The sequence below is a fragment of the Bradyrhizobium sp. USDA 3364 genome (assembly GCF_054056355.1).
This window is the reverse complement of sequence record NZ_JBSRYG010000002.1, coordinates 5,892,125-5,905,892: the sequence shown is the minus strand read 5'-3', so window position 1 is coordinate 5,905,892 and position 13,768 is coordinate 5,892,125. Positions and strand designations below refer to the sequence as shown.

Below are 13,768 nucleotides of genomic sequence, written 5' to 3'. Positions count from 1 at the left end.
TGGCCTTCAGTCGGCGATCTCGGAGAGATCATCGACGACCAGAAGCGCCTCGGCAAAATCATCGTCGCCGAAATATGCGCTGCGGGTAATGACCACCGGGATGCCGGCGCGCGATGCGGCAACGAGGCCGTTGCCGGAGTCTTCGATCGCAATGCAGTCCGCCGGCACGAGACCAAGCCGCGCCAAGACCTCGACATAGACATCGGGCGCCGGTTTCTTCCGCGGAACGTCGTCGCCGGCCACGATCGTCTCGAACAGTTCGGCCCAGTCCAGCCCAAGCGCGACCGCGAGCAAGGCGTCGATATTGCCATGCGAGGTCGTCGTCGCGATCGCCAGGCGCTGGCCGCGGCGGCGTGCACCAGCGAGGAACGCGCGCACCCCGGGACGCAGTGGACATCCGCCCGCCGCGATCAACGCGGCATAGCGGGCGGTCTTGATCCGGTGCAGGTCGGCGATGTCGGCGAATGTCAGCGATGGAACCGCATTGCGCTGGTCGAAGGCGCGGATACGCTCCTTGCCGCCGGCGACGCGAAGCAGGCGCCCATAGGTGACCTGATCCCAGAACCAGTCGAGCCCGGCTTCGGCAAACGCCTCGTTGAAGGCGCGACGATGCACCTCCTCGGTCTCGGCGAGCGTGCCGTCGACATCGAAGATCAATGCGCGGGCGCCCGCAATGATGTCGCGCATCCCGGCGGTCCGGATCGCCGCGAGCGCCTGGTTCATCGCCCCTCGCCCGCCGCAGAGGTACCCTTGGCGAACACCCGGCTCGCCAGCACGTCGCCCGCCTCGATCGACATCACGTCGTCGGCCGTCAGCGTACGGTCAAGCTTCGCCACGATCCGGTTGGCCTGGCGCAGCCGGATGCGGTCGAGCGCGTTGCGCATCGAGCGCGCGTTGGAGAACAGCGGTTGCTCCTTGCGGATGCCAATGTATCTGGTGAAAGCCTCGCGCGCTTCCGGGGAGAAACGATAATTCTGCTGCTGCAGCATCAGCTCGGCGATCCAGAGCAGCTCGCCGTCCGAATAGTCCGGGAAGTCGATGTGGTGCGCGATGCGCGAGCGGAAACCCGGATTGCTCTGGAAGAACTTCTCCATCCGGTCGCCGTAGCCGGCCAGGATCACCACCAGATCCTCGCGCTGCTGCTCCATGATCTGCAGCAGGATCTCGATCGCCTCCTGGCCGTAATCGCGCTCGTTTTCGGGGCGATAGAGGTAATAGGCCTCGTCGATGAACAGCACGCCGCCCATCGCCTTCTTGAGGATCTCTTTCGTCTTCGGCGCGGTGTGGCCGATATATTGCCCGACGAGGTCATCGCGCGTGACGCTGATGACATGGCCGCGGCGCACGAAGCCGAGCCGGTGCAGGATGCCGGCCATCCGGAGCGCGACCGTGGTCTTGCCGGTGCCGGGATTGCCGGTGAACGACATGTGCAGGGTCGGAAATGTCGTCGCCAGCGCCATCTTCTGCCTGATGCGTTCGACCAGCAGCAGCGATGCGATCTCCCGGATGCGGGTCTTCACGGGCTTCAGGCCGATTAGTTCGGAATCAAGCTGGTCGAGCACGTCGCCGATGCCGAGGTCGGCGAATTCATGCCGGAGGTCGATCGTCTCGGGTGGCGTCTCGCGGATCTGTTCGCTGATTTGTTCTTGTGCTTGGGTCATTATCCTCTCGCTTGGAAAAAAGCTCCGTCGCCGCGGCGGGCGACGACGGAGAAGTGCATCCGGACCAGGCGGTCGAGGGAGCAACCCGCCTGGCTTGCCAACCGGACGCGGTCACTGATCGGCGTAGCGCTCGCCCTCGGGACGGCCCGCCGCATAGGAATGCGTGGCGTAACGCAGGTTGCGTCCGGCCGCCTCCTGACGGTCGAGCCGGAAGCCCGGCTCCTCGCGCGGCCGGTTGACGATGAAGGAGATCCGGACCGACTCCCAGCCATGGCCGGAATCGAAGCCGGAGATCCGGATGTAGCGGTCGCCATAGACCCGCCGGCAATCGGCGAGCTCCTTCATGATGCCGGCGGCATCGCGCAGGTCGAACATCGGCAGGCCCCACATGTCCCAATAGGTGTTGCGGGGATGCGGATCGTCGGTGAACTCGATGTTCACCGCCCAGCCCTTGTCGAGGCAGTATTGCACCTGCGCGGCGATCTGTTCATCGGTGAGATCGGGCAGGAACGAGAAGCAGCCTTGGGTTACGCGCATGAGAAACTCCTGTCAGACCGCCATGCTCGGCGTGGGAACGAAATCGGGGGCGTCCGTCGACTCGTAGTTGAAGGTGACGTCCTTCCAGACGTCGAGCGCCTCGCGCAGCGGCGTGCAGGTCTGCGCCGCCTTGGCCAGGATCTCGGGGCCCTCATGGACGTAGTCGCGTCCCTCGTTGCGGGCGAGGATCATGGCTTCCAGCGCGACGCGGTTGGCGGTGGCGCCGGCCTGGATGCCGCGGGGATGGCCGATGGTGCCGCCGCCGAACTGCAGCACGACGTCCTCGCCGAGCAGATCGAGCAGCTGGTGCATCTGGCCGGCGTGAATGCCGCCGGAGGCCACCGGCATCAGCTTGTTGAGGCTCGCCCAGTTCTGGTCGAAGAACACGCCGTGCTCGAGCTGCGTCGGATTGAAGTCCTCGCGGCAGATGTCGTAGTAGCCGCGCGTGGTGTTCGGATCGCCCTCGAGCTTGCCGACCACGGTGCCGGCATGGATGTGATCGACGCCGGCGAGCCGCATCCATTTCGCGATCACCCGGAACGAGACGCCATGGTTGCGCTGCCTGGTGTAGGTCGAGTGACCCGCCCGGTGCAGATGCAGGATCATGTTGTTCCGGCGTGCCCACTTCGCCATCGACTGGATCGCGGTGTAGCCGATCACGAGGTCGATCATGACGATGTTGGAACCGAGCTCATGGGCGAACTCGGCGCGCTCGTACATGTCCTCCATGGTCGCCGCGGTGACGTTGAGATAGGTGCCCTTGATCTCGCCGGTCGCCGCCTGCGCGCGGTTGACCGCCTCCATGCAGTACAGGAAGCGCTCGCGCCAGTGCATGAAAGGCTGCGAGTTGATGTTCTCGTCGTCCTTGGTGAAATCGAGCCCGCCCTTCAGCGCTTCATAGACGACGCGGCCGTAGTTGCGGCCGGACAGGCCGAGCTTCGGCTTCACCGTGGCGCCGAGCAAGGGACGGCCGAACTTGTCGAGCCGCTCGCGCTCGACCACGATGCCGGTTGCCGGGCCCTGGAACGTCTTCACATAGGCGGTCGGAAGCCGCATATCCTCGAGGCGCAACGCCTTCAGCGGCTTGAAGCCGAACACGTTGCCGATGATCGAGGCCGTCAGGTTCGAGATCGAACCCGGCTCGAACAGATCGAGGTCGTAGGCGATGTAAGCAAAGTAGCTGCCCGGCGAGTTCGGCACCGGATCGACGCGATAGCACTTCGCGCGGTATTTCTCGGCGGCGGTCAGCCGGTCGGTCCACACCACGGTCCAGGTCGCGGTCGAGGATTCGCCGGCCACCGCCGCGCAGGCTTCGGTCGGATCGACGCCGTCCTGCGGGGTGACACGGAACAGCGCGATGACGTCGGTGTCCTTGGGCTCGTAGTTCGGCTCCCAATAACCCATCCGCTTGTATTCCATCACGCCGGACTTGTAGCGATCCTTGCCGCGCACGGTGATCGACTGCTGCACATTCATCGAAATCTCCTGTCGTTCGCCGCGATCTGCTCAGGCGGCCTGGGTCATCTTTCCAATCTGCGGATCGAGCGCGCCGGCGCGATAGCGACGGGCCATTTCCGGCAGCGCAACCACCTTGATTTTGGCGGCATTGCCGGCGGTGCCGAACTGCTCGAAACGGTCGCGGCAGAGCTCGCGCAGCGCATCCATCGCGGGTGTGAGGAACTTGCGCGGGTCGAACTCGCTCTTCGACTGGACCGCGACCTTGCGGAAGGCAGCGGCCATCGCCAGCCGGCAGTCAGTGTCGATATTGACCTTGCGCACGCCATGCTTGATGCCGCGGACGATCTCCTCGACCGGGACGCCCCAGGTCTGCGGCATCTCGCCGCCGAATGCGTTGAACATGTCCTGGAGCGGCTGCGGCACCGAGGACGAGCCGTGCATCACCAGATGCGTGTTGGGCAGCCGCGTATGGATCTCCTCGACCACGCGCATCGCCAGGATCTCGCCGTCGGGCTTGCGGGTGAACTTGTAGGCGCCATGTGAGGTGCCCATTGCGATCGCGAGCGCGTCGACCTTGGTGGCGCGGACGAAATCGACCGCCTGATCGGGATCGGTGAGCAGCTGATCCTGGCTCAGCTTGCCTTCGACGCCGTGGCCGTCTTCCTGCTCGCCGCCGCCATGCTCGAGCGAGCCCAGCACGCCGAGCTCGCCTTCGACCGACGCGCCGACCCAGTGCGCCATCTCGACGACGCGCCGGGTGATGTCGACGTTGTAGTCGTAGTCGGCGACGGTCTTGGCGTCGGCCTTGAGCGAGCCGTCCATCATGACGGAGGTGAAGCCGTAGCGGATCGCGGTGGCGCAGGTCGCCTCCTCGTTGCCGTGATCGAGATGCAGGCAGAGCGGGATCTGCGGATACATCTCCTCCAGCGCATCGATCATCTTCGCCAGCATGATGTCGTTGGCATAGGACCGCGCGCCGCGCGAGGCCTGGATGATGACGGGCGCATCGCAGCCCGCCGCCGCCTCCATGATGGCGAGGCCCTGTTCCATGTTGTTGATGTTGAAGGCCGGCACGCCGTAGCCGCGTTCGGCGGCATGATCCAGCAATTGTCTCAGTGTGATCCGCGCCATCGTGGCGTCCTCCTTTCAATTCGCTCGTTGGATGAGCTGTTTTGCCGCCGCGGCGACTGCCGCAGGCGTGATGCCGAATTCCCGGTACAACACGTCGGCCGGCGCGGAGGCGCCGAAACCGGTCATGCCCACGAACGTACCGTCGTCGCCAAGCCAGCGCGCCCAGTCGCCCTCGACGGCAGCTTCCACGCCGACACGCGGGGCGCTGCCCAGCACCTTCGCGCGGTAGTCGCTCGGCTGCTGGCGGAACAGGTCGAAGCACGGGGCCGAGACGACCGCGGCCTGCACCCCTCCTTCCGCCAGCAGCTTTGCGGCTTCGAGCGCGATCGCCACCTCCGAACCCGTTGCAATCAGGGTGACGTCACGCGCGAAGGACGGCTCGACGAGAACGTAGGCGCCGAGCGCGACCTGGTTGTCCGTGCTGGCCTCGCGGACCGTCGGCAGCGCCTGCCGCGACAGGCAGAGGATCGACGGCGAGGCCTCCGCCTTCAGCGCGCAGTCCCATGCTTCCGCGGTCTCGACCGCATCGGCCGGACGGAACACCAGCAGGTTCGGGATCGCCCGCAGCGCCGCCAGATGCTCGACCGGCTGATGCGTCGGCCCGTCCTCGCCGAGCCCGATCGAATCATGGGTCATCACGTGGATGACGCGGATGCCCATCAGCGCCGCCATGCGGATCGCCGGCCGGCTGTAATCGGCGAAGCTGAGGAAAGTGCCGCCATAGGGAATGAACCCGCCATGCAAGGCGATGCCGTTCATCGCCGCCGCCATGCCGTGCTCACGGATGCCGTAGTGGATGTAGCTGCCCTCGAGCGTTTCCGGCCGCACCGAAACTTGCGACTTCGCCAGCGTGAGATTGGAGTGCGTGAGGTCAGCCGAGCCACCGAGCAGGTTCGGCAAAGCTTCCGCGATCACGTCGATGACCTGCTGCGAGGCCTGCCGCGTCGCGAGCTTCGGCCGCTCGGTCGCAAAGCGCTCGACGAGCGCCGCCATTGCCTTGCTGTAGGCACAGGGCAGTTTCCGGTTCAGCGCGTCGTGGAACGGCGATCGCTCGGCCTTGCAGGCGCTGCGCGAGCGCTCGATCCAGGCACGCCGCCCATCGCGGCCGCGGCCGCCGAGCTCACGCCATTCGGCCAGCACCGCCTCGGGGACTTCGAAGGCCGGATACGGCCAGCGCAGCGCGGCACGGGTCTTGGCCACCTCATCGGTGCCGAGCGGCGCGCCATGCACCTTCTCGCTGCCCTGCCGGTTCGGCGCACCGAACCCGATCACCGTGCGGCAGGCGATCAGCGACGGGCGATCGCTCGCTCGCGCCTGCCTGATCGCCGCAGTGATCGCCTGCGGATCGTGGCCGTCGATGCGGCAGACGTTCCAGCCGCTCGCCCTGAACCGCGCCGCCTGATCATCCGAGCAGGACAACGAGGTCGCACCATCGATCGAGATGTGGTTGTCGTCGAACAGCACGATCAGCCGGTTCAGCCGCAAATGGCCGGCGAGCGAGATCGCCTCATGGCTGAGGCCCTCCATCAGGCAGCCATCGCCGGCGATCACATAGGTGTAATGGTCCACGAGGTCGTCGCCGAAGCGGGCGTTCATCAAGCGCTCGGCGAGCGCCATTCCGACTGCGGTCGCGATCCCCTGCCCGAGCGGCCCGGTCGTGGTCTCGACTCCAGGCGTATGGCCATACTCGGGATGTCCCGGGGTCTGCGATCCCCACTGCCGGAATGCCTTGAGCTGATCGAGCGTCATGCTCTCGTAGCCGGTCAGATAGAGCAGCGCGTAGAGCAGCATCGAGCCGTGACCGGCCGACAGCACGAAACGGTCGCGGTCGGGCCAGGCCGGATCGGCCGGATCGAACTTCAGGAAGTCGGTGAACAGCACGGTCGCGACATCGGCCATGCCCATCGGCATGCCGGGATGACCGGATTTCGCCTGCTCCACCGCATCGACGGCGAGGAAACGGATGGCGTTCGCCATCTCGTCGTGGCTGATGTCGGGGCGGCTGGCAACGGACGCAAGTGCGGTCATATCGTTCGCCTCTTTCGTTCGATCAGTTGCAGGATCAGCGGGGTCAGGATGAGCTGCATCGCGAGGTCGAGCTTGGCGCCGTGCACCACGATCGAATTGGCGCGCGACATGAAGCTGTGCGGGATCATCGAGAGCAGATAGGGAAAATCGATGCCGCGCGGGTTCTTCAGCCGGATCACGACCATCGATTCATCCGGCGTCGGGATCCAGCGCGCGATGAACGGGTTCGACGTGTCGACCGTCGGCACGCGCTGGAAGTTGATGTCGGTCTCGGTGAATTGCGGGCAGATGTAGTTCACGTAGTCCGGCATGCGGCGCAGGATGGTGTCGGTCACCGCCTCGGTGGAATAGCCGCGATGGCTGCGGTCGCGGTGCAGCTTCTGGATCCATTCGAGGTTGATGACCGGCACGACGCCGATCTTGAGGTCGGCGTGCTGCGCGACGTTCACCTTGTCGGTGACCACGGCGCCGTGCAGGCCCTCATAGAACAAGAGGTCGGAATTCTCCGGCAACGCCTCCCATGCGGTGAAGGTACCGGGCTTGGCGCCATAGAGCCGCGCTTCTTCCTCGTCGTGGACATAGTGCCGCGTCGTTCCGGTGCCGGTCTCGGCATAGTCGCGGAACAGCTTCTCCAGCTCCTCGAACAGATTCGTCTCGGGGCTGAAATGGCTGAAGTTCTTGTTGCCGCGCTCGGCCCGCTCCGCCATCAGGCTGCGCATCTCGGCGCGGTCGTAGCGGTGGAACGCGTCGCCCTCGATATAGGCCGCGACCACGTTCTCGCGGCGGAAGATGTTCTCGAACGTCTTCTTCACCGAGGTGGTGCCGGCGCCGGAGGAGCCGGTGATCGAGATGATGGGGTGTCTGCGAGACATGCGCTTCCCCTCAGCGGAACAGGCCGCGCCGCGCGAACAGCGGGGCATCGCTGCTCTCGAACAACGGCTCGACGGTCAGGTGAATCGCATCGACGTCGCGCACGGCGCGGGCCGATCCCATGATCAGCGGCACGCGCTGATGCGGCGTGCGTGCCGAGAGTTCGAGGATGCGCGAGCGGCCATTGGATGCCGCACCGCCGGCCCATTCCATGATCAGCGCGATCGGATGCGCCTCGTACAGCAGCCGCAGCCGGCCCTCGCGATACCCCTGGCGCGCATCCGCCGGATACAGGAACACGCCGCCGCGCATCAGGATGCGGTAGGCTTCCGCCACCAGCGAGCCGATCCAGCGCATGTTGAAATCCTGCCCGCGCTCGCCGTTCACGCCGGCGAGGCACTCGTCGATATAGTTGCGCACCGGGCCGCTCCAGTGCCGGCGGTTCGAGGCATTGATGGCGAATTCGGACGCGTCCTGCGGCACCCGCAGGTCGCGCGCCGTCAGGACGAACTCGCCAGTTCGCGGGTCGAGCGTGAAGCAGTCAACACGCTGGTCGAGTGCCAGCACCAGCACGGTCTGCGGTCCGTAGATGAAGCAGCCTGCGGCGCATTGCGCCGTGCCGGGCTCGAAGAAGGTCGAGATGATGTCGTTGCCCTTCGGCCGGATCGAGAAGATCGTGCCGATCGAGATGTTGTTTTCGAGATTGGCGGATCCATCGAGCGGATCGATCGCGACACAGAGCGGCGCGTCGGTATCGAGCATCTCCGGCAGCTCGACCTCCTCCGACAAAACCGCTGCAACCGGCGCGGTGCGCAGCGCGTCGCGCATCAAGCCGTCGGCGACGATGTCGATGGTCTTTTGGCGATCGCCGTCGGGATTGACGCCGCCGCTTTCGCCGCCGATGCCGGCGAGCGGCCCGGCGGCAATGATGCGCGAGAGCTCGATCGCGGCACCGGCAAGGGCTTCGATCACCGCGACGGTCGCGGCACGCAGCGGGTTATGCTGCGCCGGCCATTCCAGATGGGCATGCAATGCAGGACGAATCTCCACCGGCCTCTCCCTTTGATCGCGCCCTCTGTCCCGAGGCTTCGAGAGGCGACCTCAGGGGAGTCGCCTTCCGCCGTATCAACGCGCGAATTGCCCAATTAGGGAAATTTTATTATCTTTGGTCCGGGCAAAGTATTTCTTATGGAGCTTGTCATGGCCGGCAACTTCTCGCGCGATCTGACCATCCGCCAGCTGCGCGCGCTGTCCACCCTGCACGAGGCCGGCTCGATCACGTCGGCGGCCAACCGCCTGAACCTGACCCAGCCCGCGGTGACGCTGCAGCTCCGCAACCTGCAGGCGCTCGCAGGATTGCCGCTGATCCAACGTACCGGCGACGGCATGGCGCTGACGGATGCGGGCACGCATGTGCTGACGCTGGTCGAGCGGATCGAGGCGGCGCTGAAGGATTGCGAGCAATCGCTCGACATGATCGCAGGCCGCAGCGGCGGCCGCGTCGCGATGGGCGCGGTCAGTACCGCGAAATATTTCGTGCCGTTCGCGATCGCGGCGTTCTCGCGCCGCTTCCCGAAAATCGAAGTCACGCTCAGGATCGGCAACCGCGAGGAGATCCGCGACGCGTTGCGCGGCTACGATCTCGACATCGCGGTGATGGGGCGTCCGCCGGCCGATGTCGAGGTCGAGATGAAGCCGCTCGGCCGGCATCCGCATTTCATCATCGCCTCGCCCGATCATCGGCTGGCACGGCGGCGGCACGTCTCGCCGCCGGAGCTCGCCAACGAAACCTTCATCACCCGCGAGCAGGGATCGGGCACCCGGATGCTGATGCAGCAGTATTTCGAACGGGTCGGGCTGGAGCCGAAACTCGGCATGGCCATGGACAGCAACGAGACCATCAAGCAGGCGGTCATGGCCGGGCTCGGCATCGCCTTCATCTCCCAGCACACGGTGTTTCATGAGCTGGAGGACGGTCGGCTGGTGGTGCTCAAGGTGAAGGGCCTGCCGATCGTCCGGCAGTGGCACGCGATTAGGCGCACCGACAAGATCCTGCTGCCACCCGCGCAGGCGATGCTGGACTTCCTGGGCAAGGAGGGCTGGCGCTATCTGCCGAACTCGCACCAGCCGCAACGCGTGCGCGATCGAGAAAATCAAGCCGGTACCGTATGTTAACCATTGAAGTTCCGGCAAACGCATGTCACATCTTGGGTGCGGTCAGTGGCGGACCGTATCCCTGCGAGGGAGGATGAACTGCAAAATCAGTCCCCGCCGATGCCTGACTTCAAGGCGTTATTCGAGGCGGCGCCCGGCCTTTATCTGGTGCTGACCCAGCCCGACTTCCGTATCGTGGCAGCAAGCGACGCCTATCTGCGCGCCACCAAGACCGAGCGCGCAGCGGTCCTCGGGCGCAACCTGTTCGAAATCTTTCCCGACAATCCGGACGATCCGGCCGCCGACGGGGTGCGGAACCTGCGCGCCTCGCTCGAGCGCGTGGTCCAGTTCCGCCGCCCCGACACCATGTCGGTGCAGAAATACGATATCCGCAAGCCCGAGTCGGAGGGCGGCGGATTCGAGGAAAAGTACTGGAGCCCGCGCAATACGCCGGTGTTCGGGCCGAGCGGTCAGTTCATCTACATCATCCATCGGGTGGAAGACGTCACCGGCTTCATCCAGCTGAAGCAGCGCGGCGCCGAGCAGGACAAGCTGACCGACCGGCTGCGCGAGCGCACCGAGCAGATGGAAGCCGAGATCTTCATGCGCGCGCGCGAGGTCGAGGCCGCGCGCGAGCAGCTCGAAGCCGAGCAGAAGTTGCGCCAAGTGCAGAAGATGGAAGCCGTCGGGCACCTCACCGGCGGCATTGCACACGACTTCAACAACATCCTGACCGTCATCACCGGCCTGATCGACATCCTCGCCGAGGCCGTCGAGCACGATGCCGCGCTATCGTCCGTCACCAAGATGATCTCTGATGCCGCATTTCGCGGTGCCGAGGTGACCAAGCATTTGCTCGCCTTTTCGCGGCAGCAGCCGCTGCAGCCCCGCGAAGCCGATCTGAACACCCTGGTGCAGGACACCGCGCGGCTGTTGCGCCCCTCGCTCGGCGAGCAGATCGAAATCGACACCGCGCTCGAGCCCGACGCCTGGTCGGCCTTCATCGATCCGAACCACATGGCGACCGCGCTGCTCAACCTCGCGGTCAATGCCCGCGATGCGATGCCCGACGGCGGCAAGCTGATGCTGGAGACCAGCAACGTCATCCTCGACGAGGTCTATGCCGCCGCCAATCCCGACGTGCGGGCGGGCGAATATGTGATGGTCGCGGTCAGCGATACCGGCGGCGGCATCCCGGCGGCGATCCGCGACAAGGTGTTCGAGCCGTTCTTCACCACCAAGGACACCGGCAAGGGTACCGGCCTCGGGCTGAGCATGGTCTACGGCTTCATCAAGCAGTCCGACGGGCATCTCAAGATCTACTCCGAAGAAGGCCACGGCACGTCGATCAAGCTCTATCTGCCGCGCAGCATGGGCGACATGGTCGACGTCGAGCCGCCGGCTCCGGTCGACACGCGTGGCGGCAACGAATCCATCCTGGTCGTCGAGGACGATCCGCTGGTCCGCAATTACGTCAGCGCCCAGCTCGAGCAGCTCGGCTACCGCACGATGGTCACCGCCAACGGTCCGGAAGCATTGGCTGCGGTCGACAACGGGTTCGTCTGCGACGTGCTGTTCACCGACGTCATCATGTCCGGCGGCATGAACGGAAGGCAGGTGGCCGATGCCGTGGTCGCCAGGCTGCCCTCGGTGCGCGTGCTCTTTACGTCGGGCTATACCGAGGACGCGATCATCCATCACGGCCGCCTCGACCCCGATGTGACGCTGTTGCCGAAGCCCTATCGCAAGGCCGATCTCGCCCGGATGATCCGGCAGGTGCTGACCCAACCGCCGGCGGTGGCGGCAGCCAAGTAACGCGGGGCTAGCCAGGACCGAAACTCGAGCAGGTTTCGACCGGCTCCGGCATCACGTGCCTTCACTCTGCTTGTTGCTCCGGTCGGCCGGCACGGCGCAGCCGGACAGGAAGAGCGCCGCGCAGGCCTTGGCGCGTGCTTCCATCTCGCTGTGCACGAGCGCGGGCTTGTGCCCGTACATGACATCGCGCTGCGGCTTGAAGACGAGCATGCCGAGCAGCATGCCCGCTGCGGCCTCACTATCGTCGAGCACGATCCGCCCTCGCCGCTGCTGCACGTTCAGCCAGCTCGCCAGCGCGGCAATGGTCCGCTGCATCGCCTTCTCGTAGAACGTCTCGGCAATGTCGGGAAATTTGTCGCTGTCGGCCAGGATGATGCGTTGCAGGGCGATGACCTCGGCATCGAGCACGAGTTCGGCGCAGGTCAGCAGCACGCCCTCCAGCGCCGCCGACACGTCGCGGCCGTCGCAGGCGCCAAAATTCACGATCGACACGAACCGATCCATCCGATCCGTCACCGTTTCCTCGAACAGCGCCAGCTTGGTCGGGACCAGCCGGTACAGCGTCTTGGTGGACACGCCGGCGCGGCAGGCCACGTCGGCGATATTCGCCGCAGCGAATCCGCGCTCCGAGAACTCGCGCCGCGCAGCGTCATAGATCAGCGCGCGCGTCTCGTCGTCGGAGCGCAGCTGCGGCCGGCCGCGGCCGCGCCGCTCCGGCGCCGCCAGGGCCTGCTCAGTCTGGGCTTTGTCATTCCGGTTCATCGGCGAGCCATGCTTTTAGATGATGACTGTCATTCTATTGACAGTTCCAATATGGGCTCTATTTTGGAAAACATCAAGTTTCCTAATTATCTCGGGCGACCAAGACCAGAAATCACAAGGTTTCCCAGAGAGATAGAGAGCTTCCAGGAGCGACTGCCATGAGCCAGCATGAAACCTCTTTCAAGGCCGAGAGCCAGGTTCCGGCCGATACCGCCAAGCAATTGATCGCCGATTCGGAAGCCGCCGTGCCGACGCCGGGCGCTGCGAAGGGCAAGCTTCGCCGCCTGCTTCTCGCCACCGCCGCCGTCGCCGCCCTCGCGGGCGGCGCCTGGTACGGCTGGGACTACTGGACGGTCGGCCGCTTTCAGGTCTCGACCGACGACGCCTATGTGAAGGCCGACAACACCACGATCGCGCCGAAGGTCTCCGGCTATCTCAGCGCGGTGCTGGTGGGCGACAACGAGCATGTGCACGCCGGCCAGGTGTTGGCCCGGATCGACGAGCGCGATTTCAAGGTCGCGCTCGATCAGTCGAAGGCTGACGTCGCTGCCGCCGAAGCCGCGATCACCAGCAAGCGTGCCCAACTCGACGTGCAGCACTCGGTGATCGAGTCGGCACGCGCGACGCTCGCCGTCGACACCGCGACGCAGACCTTCGCCGAGCAGGAGAACAAGCGCTACACCGACCTCGCCGGCACCGGCTACGGCAGCGTGCAGAACGCGCAGCAGGCGCAGTCGCGCTACGCCAGCGCGCAGGCCGCTATCGCCCGCGACACCGCAAACCTCGCTTCTGCCGAGCGCCAGGTGGAACTGCTCAAGGCCGACATTGCCCAGGCCATTGCGACGCAGGCACGGGCGACCGCGCTCCAGCATCAGGCCGAGCTGAATCTCGGCTACACCACTATCATTGCCCCGATCGATGGCGTCGTCGGCAACCGCACGCTGCGTACCGGCCAGTACGTGCAGGCCGGCACGCAGTTGATGTCGCTGGTGCCGGCCACCGGCGCCTACGTGATCGCGAACTACAAGGAGACGCAGCTCACCAATGTCCGCAAGGGCCAGCCGGTCGAGATCGAGGTCGACATGTTCCCCGGTCAGGTCGTACGCGGCCATGTCGACAGCCTGGCGCCGGCGAGCGGCCAGGAATTCGCGCTGCTGCCGCCCGACAACGCGACCGGCAACTTCACCAAGGTGGTGCAGCGCATCCCGGTGAAGATCGCGCTCGACGCGACGCCCGTCGAACTGCGGCCAGGCATGTCCGTGATCCCGACCATCGCGACGCTTTCACATCCTGCCGATGAAGCTCCGCACGCAAAAGCCACGCCGAAACTCGCTGTCGCCTCCTTCAAATAG

The 13,768-nt window shown here is 65.5% G+C and carries 12 protein-coding genes; 3 read left to right on the top strand and 9 right to left on the bottom strand.

Annotated features, from left to right (window positions below; genetic code table 11):
* Window positions 1-6: 6 nt before the first annotated feature.
* From ACVILL_RS27685 to ACVILL_RS27650, 8 genes are all read right to left on the bottom strand, one after another.
* A complete protein-coding gene (locus ACVILL_RS27685; protein ID WP_456731945.1) occupies window positions 7-723 on the bottom strand; it encodes an HAD family hydrolase in 717 nt (238 codons plus the stop codon).
* Window positions 720-1,661, bottom strand: a complete 942-nt coding sequence (gene cbbX / locus ACVILL_RS27680; RefSeq protein WP_456731944.1) for a CbbX protein — start codon at window positions 1,659-1,661, stop codon at window positions 720-722. Before cbbX ends, ACVILL_RS27685 begins: the two co-directional genes overlap by 4 nt.
* Before the next feature lie 111 nt (window positions 1,662-1,772).
* Window positions 1,773-2,198, bottom strand: a complete 426-nt coding sequence (locus ACVILL_RS27675; protein ID WP_456731943.1) for a ribulose bisphosphate carboxylase small subunit — start codon at window positions 2,196-2,198, stop codon at window positions 1,773-1,775.
* Between the two features lie 12 nt (window positions 2,199-2,210).
* Window positions 2,211-3,674, bottom strand: a complete 1,464-nt coding sequence (locus ACVILL_RS27670; protein WP_456731942.1) for a form I ribulose bisphosphate carboxylase large subunit — start codon at window positions 3,672-3,674, stop codon at window positions 2,211-2,213.
* A gap of 30 nt (window positions 3,675-3,704) precedes the next feature.
* On the bottom strand, window positions 3,705-4,787 hold the full coding sequence (fba, locus tag ACVILL_RS27665) for a class II fructose-bisphosphate aldolase (protein ID WP_456731941.1): 1,083 nt from the start codon (window positions 4,785-4,787) through the stop codon (window positions 3,705-3,707).
* Window positions 4,788-4,802: 15 nt separating this feature from the next.
* A complete protein-coding gene (gene tkt, locus ACVILL_RS27660) occupies window positions 4,803-6,815 on the bottom strand; it encodes a transketolase (protein ID WP_456731940.1) in 2,013 nt (670 codons plus the stop codon).
* Entirely contained in the window at window positions 6,812-7,687 is an 876-nt protein-coding gene (locus ACVILL_RS27655; protein WP_456731939.1) for a phosphoribulokinase, read from the bottom strand. Before ACVILL_RS27655 ends, tkt begins: the two co-directional genes overlap by 4 nt.
* Before the next feature lie 10 nt (window positions 7,688-7,697).
* A complete protein-coding gene (locus ACVILL_RS27650; protein ID WP_456734377.1) occupies window positions 7,698-8,717 on the bottom strand; it encodes a class 1 fructose-bisphosphatase in 1,020 nt (339 codons plus the stop codon).
* A gap of 168 nt (window positions 8,718-8,885) precedes the next feature.
* Between ACVILL_RS27650 and ACVILL_RS27645 the strand changes: the two genes are divergently transcribed.
* Entirely contained in the window at window positions 8,886-9,860 is a 975-nt protein-coding gene (locus ACVILL_RS27645) for a LysR family transcriptional regulator (RefSeq protein ID WP_456731938.1), read from the top strand.
* A 99-nt stretch (window positions 9,861-9,959) separates the two neighbouring features.
* A complete protein-coding gene (locus ACVILL_RS27640; RefSeq protein ID WP_456731937.1) occupies window positions 9,960-11,654 on the top strand; it encodes an ATP-binding protein in 1,695 nt (564 codons plus the stop codon).
* A 51-nt stretch (window positions 11,655-11,705) separates the two neighbouring features.
* Here ACVILL_RS27640 and ACVILL_RS27635 read toward each other — a convergent pair whose 3' ends face one another.
* Window positions 11,706-12,416, bottom strand: coding sequence for a TetR/AcrR family transcriptional regulator (locus ACVILL_RS27635; RefSeq protein WP_456731936.1), 711 nt, complete (start codon window positions 12,414-12,416; stop codon window positions 11,706-11,708).
* A 158-nt stretch (window positions 12,417-12,574) separates the two neighbouring features.
* Here ACVILL_RS27635 and ACVILL_RS27630 point away from each other — a divergent pair, with 158 nt between their 5' ends.
* Complete coding sequence (locus ACVILL_RS27630) at window positions 12,575-13,768, top strand: HlyD family secretion protein (protein ID WP_456731935.1); 1,194 nt, start codon at window positions 12,575-12,577, stop codon at window positions 13,766-13,768.